The organism is Microcoleus sp. LAD1_D5 (assembly GCF_036702115.1).
In the GTDB taxonomy this organism is placed as follows: Bacteria; Cyanobacteriota; Cyanobacteriia; order Cyanobacteriales; family Microcoleaceae; genus Microcoleus.
Window position 1 is genome coordinate 76640 of sequence record NZ_JAUBSA010000003.1, and the last position, 13610, is coordinate 90249.

The 13610-nt window shown below is 49.7% G+C and carries 6 protein-coding genes; 2 read left to right on the forward strand and 4 right to left on the reverse strand.

Going from position 1 to position 13610, the window contains the following annotated elements; translation table 11 throughout:
- Positions 1-35 precede the first annotated feature (35 nt).
- Together QUA70_RS02450 and QUA70_RS02455 are read right to left on the reverse strand one after the other, a co-directional pair.
- Positions 36-1682 carry an alpha-amylase family protein gene (locus QUA70_RS02450; RefSeq protein ID WP_333333299.1) on the reverse strand — a complete coding sequence of 549 codons (1647 nt, stop codon included), beginning with the start codon at positions 1680-1682 and terminating at the stop codon, positions 36-38.
- Positions 1683-1805: 123 nt separating this feature from the next.
- Entirely contained in the window at positions 1806-3029 is a 1224-nt protein-coding gene (locus tag QUA70_RS02455; RefSeq protein WP_333333297.1) for a PQQ-dependent sugar dehydrogenase, read from the reverse strand.
- Positions 3030-3904: 875 nt separating this feature from the next.
- Between QUA70_RS02455 and QUA70_RS02460 the strand changes: the two genes are divergently transcribed.
- Entirely contained in the window at positions 3905-5248 is a 1344-nt protein-coding gene (locus QUA70_RS02460) for an amino acid permease (RefSeq protein ID WP_333344450.1), read from the forward strand.
- Positions 5249-5273: 25 nt separating this feature from the next.
- Entirely contained in the window at positions 5274-5939 is a 666-nt protein-coding gene (locus QUA70_RS02465) for a class I SAM-dependent methyltransferase (protein ID WP_333344448.1), read from the forward strand.
- A 779-nt stretch (positions 5940-6718) separates the two neighbouring features.
- Here QUA70_RS02465 and QUA70_RS02470 read toward each other — a convergent pair.
- The gene (locus tag QUA70_RS02470) at positions 6719-7969 is read right to left on the reverse strand and encodes a Rid family detoxifying hydrolase (RefSeq protein WP_333344446.1); all 1251 of its coding nucleotides are present in this window, start codon (positions 7967-7969) and stop codon (positions 6719-6721) included.
- A gap of 302 nt (positions 7970-8271) precedes the next feature.
- Positions 8272-13593: a response regulator gene (locus tag QUA70_RS02475; protein ID WP_333344444.1), complete on the reverse strand. Its 5322-nt coding sequence runs from the start codon at positions 13591-13593 to the stop codon at positions 8272-8274.
- Between the last annotated feature and the right edge of the window lie 17 nt (positions 13594-13610).

Sequence of the window (13610 nt, forward strand, 5' to 3'; positions counted from 1 at the left end):
GGGGGTCTAACTCCTTTGCTGTGTATGGAAAGCTGTTAAAAAGGCTGGTTGCCCACGCGAAACCAATGGTAACCGTAGCCTTTGAGATGAATTTTATGAGCTGAATCCACGATCGCCTCATCGGGCCGATCTTCAAACAAATCAATCAAATATTTGTTGGCATCTTCTTTCAGTGTCAATGTTGCTGTACAGGCAGCTTCTGCCAGATTATGTACGGCAATAACCACCCTGCCCTGCCATTCACACCGATGGGCAAATACACTGGGGTGATTTGCCTCCAAGATTTGCCATGCGCCCCAACCAAACTCTGGGCATTCCTTCCGCACGCGGATGGCGCGTTCCATCCAGTTGAGCAACGAGTCAGGGTTTCGACGTTGAACCTTGACATTCAAATGCTCGTAGCTGTATTCGCCTTCGGAAATAACAGGAAGGAGGAGTCGATCGGCCGCGGCCGTCGAAAATCCACCATTGGGCGCACTCGACCATTGCATTGGTGTCCGAGCCGGATCGCGCTCGTTCAATGATAAGTCATCACCCATACCCAATTCTTCGCCATAGTTAATCACTGGCGTGCCTGGTAGGGTTAGCAGCAAACTATAGGTTAGTCGCAGTCGCTGAAGATCGCCGTTGACCATAGGAGCAAATCGACGACGGATACCGCGATCGAAAATCCACATTCGATCGCGATCGGGCGCAAATGCCCCTGCAATTTCGTCTTGCTGAACATTGGAGAGTTGATCGAGCGACAGTTCATCATGATTGCGAATAAAGTTTGCCCATTGCCCAATGGGGGGGACATCTGGCAATTCTTTAAATGCTTCAATTAGTGGAGTTGCTGTTTCCTGTGCCAGGGCAAGCATTAAATGTTGATTTCCCCAAAAGTTAAACAGCATTTGCATCCGGTTGCCATCCCCAAAATACCTGGATAGTGCTTCGGGAGGTTCATTGGCTTCTGCCAGCAAAATCGCATCTCCCCGTCGCCAGGAAAGAAAATTCCGCAGTTCATCAATGTAGATGTAAGGATCATCGACTTGCTCAAACAGGTTATCAGCCTGTCTCAGTTCAATGAGATAGGGAGCAGCATCAATCCGAAACCCAGATACGCCCAACATCAACCAAAAGCCCATGATTTTTTGAATCTCTATCCTGACTTCAGGATTAGTAATATTCAAGTCAGCCTGATGGTCATAGAACCGATGGGCATAATAGGCTTCTGCTTCTGGTTGATATGCCCACGTCGCTTTCTGAAAACCAGGGAAGATAATACCTTCTAGCAAATCCTCCGGTTTCTCTTTCGACCACAAGTAGTAGTTCCAGTATTTGGAAGTTTTATCTCTACAAGCTGCTTGAAACCAGGGGTGCTGATCAGATGTATGGTTGACAACCAAATCAACAATAACCCGAATTCCTCGTTCTTCTGCCCTATGGGTGAATGCAACAAAATCTCCCAATGTTCCTAAACGAGGATCGATGCTGTAGTAATCCATCACATCGTACCCATTATCTTTATTGGGAGATGGATAGAAAGGCATGAGCCAGATGCAGGTAACGCCCAACCCAGACAGATAATCAACGCGCTCAGTCAAGCCTGCAAAGTCACCAATGCCATCACCATTGGCATCCATGAAGGTTTTGACATCGATGCAATAGATGATGGCATTTTTGTACCAGAGATCCAGCATTAGAATTACCCATTCAACTCATAAAAGAACAGGTAAAGCAATCGATCGAGCGATCGTGATTCTCTACCTGTTTTCAATTTGAAGCCCAAAAGTGATCAGAAGGTGACAGGTTCAAAAACAGACTCAGCGAGTAATCCGAAGAATCTTGTCCTGTTCTGGTGGGCAACTGCCGCGACCATCACAATTACTGGTGGTCACATACAATTCCCCATCGGGGCCCATAATCGCTTCTCTGAGCCGTCCCTGCTGCCCCTGCAAATAAACTTCATGCTGCTGCACCTGACCCGATCGAGGATCAATGACGATTCGCTGCAATTGCTCTGCCCGCAGTCCTGCAACTATGAGGTTGCCTTTCCATTCAGGAATCGCATTGCCTGTGTAGATGGTGGCTCCTCCGGGGGGTAATGCCTGCTGCCACACGATCGCAGGAGTTACCAATCCTTGCTGTGATTCACAGCGGTAGATAGTGGGCCAGCCCAAATTATCACCTGCCTTGGCAACACTGACTTTATCGTGTCCCGATCGCCCTAACTCGCCACTGGGGCCATGATCGCTGACCCACAGAGTCGATACATTCACCCAATCAAACCCCTGAGTATTGCGAATCCCCAGGATATAAACTGGATTTCCTGGGAAGGGATTATCAGCGGGCACCTGGCCATCAGGGGTGACGCGCAAAATCTTGCCTGCAAGACTTTTGACATTCTGAGAAAGGTTTGGATCTCTGGCGTCTCCGGTGCCAATATAAAGCATCCCATCGGGACCAAACCGAATCCGTCCGCCGTTGTGGAATTGAGCAACCGGAATATTGTCAACAATGGTGCGATCGCGGGTTGCACTCACCCCATCCTGGGACAACTGCCAGCGTTCCACACGATTCACTGGAGTGCCATTTTGGTTGGCAGTGAAATACACATAAAAGAATCGCTTATTGGCAAAATCGGGATGAGCGGCAATGCCCAGTAATCCACCTTCACCGCGATCGCTAACATTGATGGTGGCGATCGCTTGGGGGCGCAGCTTGCCATTTTGCACTAGCCGCACCCGTCCCGATCGTTCAGAAACAAGCAGATCGCGGTTTGGTAAGAAGGCAATCCCCCAGGGAACATCCAGCCCTGTCACCACTTCCTCCACCCGTACACTCACCTGCCCCTGCGGACCAAACCCGTTTTCTACCAATTTGCAACTGGCTGGCTGGGCAGTTTGATTAGTTTGTGCCTGTTGCGCTTCACTACTGATTTGGACAGAAGCCGGTGTTTCGCGCACCTGCGTCTGGGGAGAACTGCAGCCAACTAGACCCATGATGCTGAACATTAGTCCACTTTTAAGAATGTTTGTTCGTTTCATGCCTTTTTACCTACTAATTACTTTTGAGCTATGCTCCAATTGCCATCAGTTTTTTTTGTGAATCAAAGAAAAGAGCTAACACCGCTTATCCACTTGTTCAAATCACTTTTTCTTGTAGACACGATCGATCGTCGTTTAATCACTTTTAAGCCGAAAATTTGCCGACAATACCAAGCCCCGATCTAGCAATCCAGTGGTTCTAACCATTCACAATAGTCCGGACTGTTTTCATATGGCCCAATGGCTTATTCTGTAGGACTTTGAGCCACTGTGGATAATTAAATCAATGTCAGCTCCACCCCGCTCGTTGCATTTAATTGGACTTTATTTATGATCCTTGCGCTGTAAAGATTGTAGTCTCGTTCCAAAAACTGTCCGGAGTATTGACCATTCAACAACATGATTGCTATTGTGCAAGATCGTGTAGAGCCGATCATCTTACAAAAGGCTGAGTGCAGTTTCTGGATTATCTGTGCGGTTGTCTGATTGGCGATCGAAGCGCTCATCTATTGATTTCAGGAGTGACGCGGATTTGGTAGATACTACCTCAACTGCAAGCAATGGTTCGTTCTGGTTTGATTATCCTGCAAACAATCGAAGCATGGGAGCCTGTTCTGAGTAATTAATTGGAAAAATGTGGGGATTGTCACCTTTGAGTCACATTTGCTGTTGACGCTAAGAGTAGACCTTGATTGTCAACCCTCTCCTAAATAGATTTTTAAGGATGAACAGTTCACGTTTCCAGCAACTCTTTTTAATTTCTGGTATCGTAGGAATTTTAATTCTTCTGAGTGGGCGTTGGATTTTTGGGCAAAACGGAAATTGCTTTACGCCTGGGTGTCGTTAAAAATTCTACTCGTTGAGAAGCTAAAACTGTGGATAGATTAGAGAACACTGCACTGGTAGAACGTAACGAATCCCTAACAGGGACTCCAAAACCCTCTATTACTTTAATTGATGCGATCGCCTTGATTGTCGGGCTAGTAATCGGCGCAGGCATTTTTGAAACCCCTGCTCTGGTCGCTGCTAATACCGGAACGGTTGGTGGTGTCATAGGAGTATGGCTGATAGGCGGTGTGGTGTCATTGCTGGGGGCACTTTGCTACGCGGAATTGGCAACGACATATCCCCATGTCGGCGGCAACTACTACTACCTGAAACGGGCATTTGGGCAACCGATCGCAGTTTTATTTGCCTGGGCACGCATGACCGTGATTCAGACTGGATCGATCGCGCTGCTGGCATTTGTGTTTGGCGACTATGCCTCTCAGCTATTTCGACTAGGTGGCTACTCGCCTGCAATTTACGCAGCACTCGCGATCGCCCTGCTCACAATGCTGAACATCATTGGACTGCGCCAGAGTAAAGGCCTCCAGAACTGGCTAGCGGTGATACTCGTTTTAGGCTTACTGCTGGTCATCGTAGTTGGTCTGGCCTCCTCCCCTCCTGCCGTCGGGCCCCTTTCCTCGAATGCCTCCCCTACCTCTTCCTGGGGCTTAGCGCTGGTCTTCGTGCTGCTGTCCTATGGTGGTTGGAATGAAGCTGCTTACATTTCTGCCGAAATTCACAACCCACAGCGCAATATTGTGCGATCGTTCCTCTGGAGCATTGGCATCATTACAGGACTTTATGTGCTGATTAATCTGGCATATCTGCGGGGATTGGGTATCGCAGGCATGGCAGACTCTCAAGCCGTTGCATCAGATTTACTGCGGCGAGTGCTGGGTGAACCGGGAGCCGCGTTTGTGAGTTTAGTGGTTGTGACCGCCACGCTGGGGTCGATCAACGCCAGCATCTTTACGGGGGCACGCAGCAGCTTTGCTCTGGGGCAGGATAGGTCTGCGTTTCGCTGGTTGGGACGCTGGCACCCGCATCCGAGTTCGCCGACAACCGCTTATTTATTGCAAGGTGCGATCGCGCTGACGCTGATTGGCCTGGGAACCTTCACCCGCAAAGGATTTGAAACAATGGTGGACTACACTGCCCCCATCTTCTGGTTTTTCTTTTTGATCAGCACCCTGTCGTTAATTGTTTTACGCATTCGAGAACCCGATCGACTCCGCCCGTTTAGCGTACCGCTTTACCCGATCATTCCCATAGTGTTCTGCGCCATTTGTGGCTATTTGCTCTATTCCAGCCTGGTTTATACAGGCATCGGCGCGATCGCAGGGGTCATCGTTGTTCTACTGGGTATTCCCTTTGCCCGTCATACTACATAGCAACTTTTTTTGGAGATTTACGATCATGCAACTCAAAACCATTAGGCAATCACTCTTTGTTGGCGTTAGCATTCTCAGTTTTGCTGCGATCGGCTGTACCGAACAACGTAACTTTGAGACAGTGGCTCCAACTCCGGCTGCCACATCCCCAACTAATTCTGTTTCTGATCTGGCTCAAGCGACTCCTAGCCCCACAACAGAAGCTCCCACCCGCCAACCCGATGTCGTTTACGTTCCAACCCCTGTACCGGTTGTGAATGAAATGCTGCGGCTGGCAAACGTGCAAGCCAATGACGTGGTTTACGACCTAGGTAGTGGCGACGGTAGGATTGTGATTGCAGCCGCTCAAAAGGTTGGCGCGCGGGGCATTGGTATTGACATCAACCCAGAACGCATTCGAGAAGCTAACGAGAACGCCAAAAAGGCTGGCGTGACCGATCGTGTCGAGTTTCGTCAGCAAGATTTATTCCAAACAGACTTCAGTGAGGCAACAGTTGTCACGCTTTACTTACTGCCAGAACTCAACGTAAAACTGCGCCCCAAATTACTCAGTGAATTAAAACCAGGTACGCGCATTGTGTCCCATGAATTCGATATGGGCGAGTGGAAACCTGAGCAGGTAGTAAAAGTGGACGGCAGAACAGTCTACTACTGGGTTGTACCTGAAACTCCTCCTGCTAATTTGAAGTAGTGAGACTATTGCAGCTTGATGAGTCATATCAATTCCGGTTGCAGCGTCCGTGATTGTTGACTGTTGACTGTTGACTGTAGAAGGAGGGGTGGAAAAACTGAATGGTTGAGTGTTAACTGTTGACTCGATTTTATTATTTTGATGCAACCGGAAACGATATCATTAATGGTAGACGATCTTGCATCAAACCAAATCTTCATCAGAACCTGCTCTTCACTACCTCAGCAGGCTGAAGCTTGCCCAAAAAACCGCGATCCTGCAAATGTTTGGATGTTTTATGCGGAACTTACCCCGCACGTGGGGTAAGTTCCGCATAAAACATGAAAAATAAACTCTTGCTCTTTTCAGATAAAAGGCGACTTAATCAAAGAGAAATAATTAAGTCAGTCAACGAGCAGTTAAAGAGTGTTTTCTGTGTCAAATGCAATAGACAAGACAATCGGAAAATCGCTATTTTTATGGTGAATCTAGTCTCCCATCTAATTGCGTAAACATACCAGCCTCAAAAGTCATCTCTCTATGATATTTACCCTCCTCTTTCCACTTTTAGTTAGTTGGGATAGAAGATATTGTCCGGTCGATGCTCGCAAATTCAGATATTGCCCAGTTAGTTTTTGGCGCGAGCCCTCGCTTGTTTCGAGCGAAGATATTGGTGAACTGGGCTGACTTGTACACCCAATTCCGACAGTGATATTGCAGTCAGTCGAGGCAATCTTGTCAGACTCTACATACCTTGCACGTCGCTCAATTGTCCGGCCAGGTCAGCACTCTAACTCACGTTAAATAACCGCAATACAGTCAATTTCAACTAACACATCTTTCGGCAAACGCGAAACCTCCACACAAGCGCGCGCAGGTGCAGTTTCGGCATCAAAATATTTCGCATAAACCGCATTCACAGCGGCAAAATCATTCATATCTTTGAGGAAAACCGTAGTTTTTACCACATCCAACCAAGTAGCGCCGGCTTCTGTCAGAATCGCTTCGAGATTTGCCATGACTTGTTCGGTTTGTTTTGCCACATCGTCGGTGTAGACAATATCGTTTAGTCTAATGTCGATCGCAATTTGACCAGCTACAAACAGCATAGTGCCCGTAGCGGCGATCGCTTGATTGTAAGGGCCCACGGGTGCGGGTGCTTTGTCAGTACGAATAATTTTGCGTGTCATAGATGTCACTTTTTGGGATTCTTGTTGACTGGTTTCTTGGCTGGAGATTTCTTGATCGGAGGTTTCTGGCTGGTAAATCTCTCCATCTGGCATTATCGCACCAGTGAAGTCTGCTTTTTTAATATTCCAACCATAGGTTTGAGCATCAGTCAAGTCTGCTTTCTTAAGGTTGGCTCCCTCCAAACTTGCTAGCATCAAAGTTGCTTGTTTAAGACTAGATTTTTCTAGATTTGCCCCTGCCAGACAGGATTTTTTCAAATTTGTCCCTGTGAGGTCTGCTGCACTAATATCCGCCTCAGTCAGATTCACGCCTGATAAGTTAAGTGCAGAGAGATTGACACCTCGAAGTTGGGCTTGCTGGAGATTGGCATCTTCGAGACTAGCATTACCTAAGTTCACTTGACTCAATTGTGCTCCTGTCAAATTTGCCCTCGTGAAATTTGAGCCGCTCAGATTTGCTCTCTTTAAATTTACTTCCTTCAAGGAGGCTGTAGTTAACCATACAGAGATTAATTGGGCATCACTCAGGTTTGCATTGTCCAGCTTAGTATTTCTCAAATTGGCACTGGTGAGGTCTGCCCTACTCAAGTCAGCACTGGTGAGGTCTGCAAAACAGAAGTTGGCACTATTACCTGTCACCCCGATTAAGTTTGTTCCTACCAGGGATGCTCTACTGAAGTTTGCTCCATAGAGGCTTGCTTTGTTCAGAGTTGCCTCATTCAACTCAGCTCCCGTCAAATTTGCACCGCGTAGGTCTATTCCACTCAAGTCTGCACCTTTGAGATCTATCCCGCTTAACTGTGCTTTTGTAAAGTTCCGTTCGCCTTTAGCGTATTTTTCTAAAAGTTCTTCAGCATCCATAAATCACCGATCGCCCTTCCGCTACACCCCACATTCCCAGCCTACCACCAAAACCGAAAGCGCGATATAAAAAATCTGCGTCAATCCATTTTCATCTGCGGTCAATCAACTCCCTTTTTCAACCGCAGATAAACACAAATAAACGCAGATAAATTATACTAAATTCGTCCTTCCTCGGAATCATCGATCTCTCTGTTCTCTTTCTCTGCGTTCTCTGTGTCCTCTGCGGTTTAATAATTCCAATTTCATCTGCGGTTAAGAAATTACCATTTTTCAACCGCAGATAAACGCCGATTTATACATTAAACACCAACCGGAGCACCAACAACCTCACCCTTCAACATCCGAGAAGCAGCATCAAGCAATTGCTCCTCCAAATAAGGCTTAGTGAAATAACCTTTCGCGCCCAAACTGTAAGCCATTTGGCGGTGTCTGTCAGCACCGCGAGAAGTTAGCATCGCGATCGGCAATTCACACAAAACGGCATCCTTCTGCATCCGAGAAAGTAGTTCCAAACCGTCCATTCTCGGCATTTCAATATCGCAGAAAACGATATCGCAAGGCAGACCAGATTTCATCTTTTCCCAAGCTTCCTTACCGTCGCGAGCTTCTTCCACACGATAGCCAGACTTCTCGAAAGTAATCGACAAGAGCGATCGCACCGTAATCGAATCATCCACGATCAGCACAGTCGGCTCAGTCTTCTCGATTTCCGCCTCCTTAGTGGCTCTCTCGATCTCATCCCAAAGCGTACCGCCAGCTTCCTTCCGCAGCCTTCCGGTAGCCAAATCGATCAGCTCCAGAACGTCCGCAATCGCTACGATCCGACCGTCCCCGAGCACCGTGGCCCCAGCAATCCCGATCGGCTTCGGCACCGGCCCCTCCAACGGCTTGATCACAATTTCCTGTTCCGTCGAAACCTGATCCACCTGCACCGCCAAGAAATTGCCCGCAGACCGCAGCACGATCACCGAAATCATGTCATCGTCAGTATTAAACCCGTAAACACTGCCCCGGCCCAAATGGCGGTTGTAAGCCAGCAAATCCCGCAGCGGCCGGAAGGGCAAGCTTTGACCCCGCCACTCAATGCAAGGCAAACCGTCCGCCCCCGTCGTCACCTGATCGCGAGGCACATCGATCATATCCTCGACCCCATCCATCGGGAAAGCAATCCGAGCTCGATCGCTAATGCAAGTCAGAGCCTTAGAAATGCTCAACACCAGAGGTAAACGGATGGTAAACACAGTCCCCTTGCCGATGGTTGAATCGATCGACACAGTACCGCGAATCTCCTGCAAGGAAGTCTGCACCACATTCATACCGACTCCCCGGCCGGCATACTCCGTGGCCTGTTCCTGAGTGCTGAAACCCGGCATAAACAGCAAATCGTAAACTTCCGAGCGAGACATCCTCTGAGCCTGAGCCGCCGTCAGCAAACCCTGCTTAATCGCCTTCGCCTTCACCCTTTGCGGGTCAATTCCCGCCCCGTCGTCAGAAACCGAAACCACCGTTTGATTCCCTTGGTGGAAAGCACGAATCGTAATCCGGCCGACAGCAGGCTTCCCAGCCGCCAGACGCACTTCGGGCGCTTCGATCCCGTGAGTAATCGCATTGTTCACCAAATGAGTCATCGGGTCATACAGTTGATCCACAATCATCTTGTCGATCAAAATATCCTTACCCTCAACCTGCAACTGAGCCTGCTTCCCGCACTTAATTGCAATTTCCCGCACCGCCCGGAACAGCCTGTCCGTCGTCTCCGCAAACGGCTTCATCCGGGCGCGAGTCAAACCTTCTTGCAGTTGAGTCGTAACTTGCCGCAGTTGGCGAGTCACCTGATCGGCCTCATCCACCAAAAATTCAATGTCCGCCGCCGACTCTCGCACCCGCACGATCAGCTCAATAATCTCCTGAGCCAAACTGTGGAAAGGAGTAAACCTGTCCATTTCCTCCGGTCTCCAGGCACTTTCCCGGGTGTGGGCCGAATCCTCAGAGCGCCAGGCCGATCGATGTCCCTGGCGGTTGGCCAGCAAAGCAATCTCCAAAAGACTCCGCTCGTAGAAATCCTGAGTCCGCTGGCTCACATCGCTCAGCAGCGTTACCTGGTGCAGCAAATTGTCCAAAAACTGCCGCATCCGTTCTTGGTCTTGTTCCAAACTGTTGCGGTTTACCACCAGTTCCCCCATCAAATTGCTGAGGTTATCCAGTTGCTTGATCGGCACCCGCATCGTTTGGTCGCCGAACCCGCCCGCGCGCATATTGCGCCTGGGTCTGTTGATCGCCGACGGCCCGATATTGCCTTCCCCTTGGCGGCCGCCTTCCTTTGGATCTTCCAGCAGTTTTTCCAAATCGCCAAATTCGTCGTCGCTCTCCTCGGCAGCAGTGCGCGAAGCTTTACTGGCAGTTGTTGCCGGTAGCCCGTGAATTTCCGGCATAGTTGCGCTCTCGCTGAGGAGCTCTTCGAGATCCGAGAAAACTTCTGTATTTACCGGACTCTGATTTGTGCTCGCAGAAGCTGCTATGACAGCTCCAGCACCCCCTGCAATTAAGAGTGCTTCTAAATCGTCAAAATTGCCTTCGTCGTCCTCAGCGCCTGATTCGCCATCGGCAAAAAAGTCGGCCAGCGACCCCTCTTCCAACTCCGAGGAATCGGCCTGGGCCGACTCGTCCTCAGCGTCCCAAAAGCCCGTCGTCAGTTCCGAAGTCACCAGAACCTCAGCATCGATCGAGTCCCACAAATCATTAAAACCCTCCAACTCTTCGCTGTTGAGAGTAGCCCCGGTTTCCATCACCGAGAGCAAGTCAGCATCGCCCTCAAACATACCACCATCGAGAGATTCTGTCGGCAGCGCGTCTAAATCCGCACTCGAAAAATCTGTTTCCAGGGCATCAAACAAATCATCCTCGCCCTCAGACTCTCCAGCGGCATTTGTTTCGGATCGATCAAACAAATCCGCACCCACCTCGTCGAACAAACCATCGGGAGGCTGGGCCGACAATTCTTCCTCATCATGAGCCACGCCCTCATCTCCCGCCGCTACAGCATCGGGCTGCGGCACCATGCCTTCGGCAAACATATCCTCCAAAAAGTCGAAAACTGCGCCCTCATCAGACTCGACACTTGAAATTTCCGACTCAGGACGATCATCGGACACAGCCCCAAGTTCAACCTCTGCCGAATTTGTCCAGCCTTGGTCGGAAACAGCCGCACCATTGTTCTCGAACAAACTCCCCAAGTCGCCCTCATCAACTCCCACATCGGCACTCAGCAATTCTGAATCCCCATCATTCAGCCAACCCCCACGGGCTTGCCCCGAAGCTTGCCCCTCATACTCAGTACCCGTAGGTACAGAACCGAACAGCTCAGCCAAATCAGCTGCTTCTCGGGAAGTAGCCACTCCTTGGCGATCCCGCACAGTTTGTTCATCCTCAGAAATCGAACCCGAGGTCATATCCCCAAACAGCGCATCTAAATCCGTATCGTCCACTTCCAGGTTGAGCGATTGCACAGACTCGTCTTCCAGGCCGAAAGCATCTTCTAGCCAGTTTTCATCCGCAGAGATATCTAAATCAGAATTTGATGTCATGTTAAGAACGTTGCCCATTTCCTCTTTTTGTGCGATGCCTGCAGCTTGATCTCGATCGCCCCCGTTCTCCCCACCTTCGTCTTCTGAAGAAAGGAAATTAGAAGTAATCCCCAACAGCTCGCTCACATCCGAGTCCTCGCCAAGCTCAGAGAGCAACTCGAAATCATCTATTTCCGGCAGAGCGAGCGCTTCGGCATCCGCTGAATCATTATTGCCCCCACCTGCTGCCGGCTTCTTAGATTCTGCCTCGAAAGCCTCAGGCTTGAGGGAATACTCAGAAGAGACTGCCGGCACATCCGCTGCCTCTGATAAGCCTAAATCGCCGAACAAGTTATCGAAATCAGTATCGTCCGTACCAACAGCAGAAGTTTGGGCAGCCACTTCGTCCAAAAGCGTACCAAGAGCATCTTCGTCAGCTTGTCCCCTAGCTTTGGCCACCGTGCCCTCTCGCCGCTCCAAACCGCCCCTACCGTTACCCGTTTTTTTAAGCTGTTTGCGAGTTAACCGCTGGCTCAAACCCCTATTTTCCTGACTGGCGGCTACTGCCGAACCGTCTGCCTCCTCTCCAAACAGCAAATCCTCCCCAAACAAACTTGTCAGGTCGTCAATCGGAGGCGCCGTGTTCGTTTCCGAACTTTCGGCATCGTATTCGTCAAACAACAAATCAGTAAAATCGCCGGAATTGTCATCATCGTCTGACCCCAGCATTCCCGCCGCCGATATCCCAGAAGACTGTGCATAGTCGAGGTCTTCTTCTTCTTCCCAAGCGCCGTCGAGATCCGGGGACTCGCCGTCAAACAAGTCAGCTAAAGTGTTGAGTTCTGCAGCGCCCACTTCCGGGCCGGTGCGGGTCGAGCCTCTAAAAGCACCCGTCTCCATATCCGATTCTGCGAAGGCGGAATCGTCGAATTGCGCCGAGCGAATGCCACTGTCCTCGTTGCTCTCGCCACTGTCTAGTTGGTCGAACAGCTCGTCTATACTCAGCCCAGAAATAGTCGGCAGCAACTTGTTCAATCCATCCCCGGAATCGCCGGAACCCACGAGATCCCAGGCTGCATCCTCAACAGAAACCACATTTGTCCCGGATGTACTCGGTTGAGCGAAGGCCAGCAAATCTTCAAAATCCGTTTCGGGAACCAGAACAGTCGGCTGCAGCGCCAGAAGTTTTGCGCTTGGTGCGATCGACGATTCTAGACCAGAAATTACCAGTTCTTGCGCTTGTTTGATGTCTCTTATGATTATTGGGGCTAAGGTACGGTAGGTATTTTCTGGGTTGGTGATCGCCTTGGATACAGTTTGGATCAATTCTATCCAGCAGGGCAGTTCAAATTCTTCTCCCGCCCTGAGCAAGTTCCGACAAATATTCTTGAGTTGTCGCCTGCTTTCTGGCCCCTCGGGCTGTTTGAACTCTTGCAAGAGTTCCCGCATCCTCGCCGGCACGTCCGAGTCAAATACTAGCTGCAGCGCGCTGTCTTCTGTTGCTCTGGCATCAGGTGCGTAAACTGACCGCGAATCCGGAAAACTCCTTGATGAGGCAAACGCCCCGACTCCCATCCCCGCCATAACTGGTTCGGGTATTGGCATCGCGTAGCTCTCGTCTGCATGGTGTTCTCCGTGTCCAACGAGTCCCCCCAAGTGCCCGTTAAGTTCTTCAATTACTGGTTCTAATTCTCGAACCATCTGTTCTCCCAATTCCTCTGTCAGTCCAAAAGGCCCCGACAGTTGCTCTAACAGCCCTTGCAATGTGTCAAATATTCGCAGGAAAAGGGACTCTAGCTGTTGGTCTACTTTAACGCTGCACTCTTTTAAAACTTTAAAACTATCTTCTAGTCGGTGAGCTGTTTGCTGAATGCTGGTCAGCCCCAACATTGCTGCTCCTCCTTTGACAGAGTGAGCGGCCCTAAATACTTCGTTTACCAGTTCTGGGTCTTCGATCGTGGTTTGCAGATTCAGCAAGCCTTGTTCGATCGTATTGAGGTGGTCTTTTGCCTCCTCAATAAAGTAGCCCATTATCCTCTGTTGTTGCTCCGGCAGCATAGTTTTATTCCTGATTT

What these genes read in the sequence shown, in the direction of transcription:
- QUA70_RS02450 (WP_333333299.1), bottom strand. Translation starts at nt 1,682, where the DNA reads ATGCTGGATCTCTGGTACAAAAATGCCATCATCTATTGCATCGATGTC.
- QUA70_RS02455 (WP_333333297.1), bottom strand. Translation starts at nt 3,029, where the DNA reads ATGAAACGAACAAACATTCTTAAAAGTGGACTAATGTTCAGCATCATG.
- QUA70_RS02465 (WP_333344448.1), top strand. Translation starts at nt 5,274, where the DNA reads ATGCAACTCAAAACCATTAGGCAATCACTCTTTGTTGGCGTTAGCATT.
- QUA70_RS02470 (WP_333344446.1), bottom strand. Translation starts at nt 7,969, where the DNA reads ATGGATGCTGAAGAACTTTTAGAAAAATACGCTAAAGGCGAACGGAAC.
- QUA70_RS02475 (WP_333344444.1), bottom strand. Translation starts at nt 13,593, where the DNA reads ATGCTGCCGGAGCAACAACAGAGGATAATGGGCTACTTTATTGAGGAG.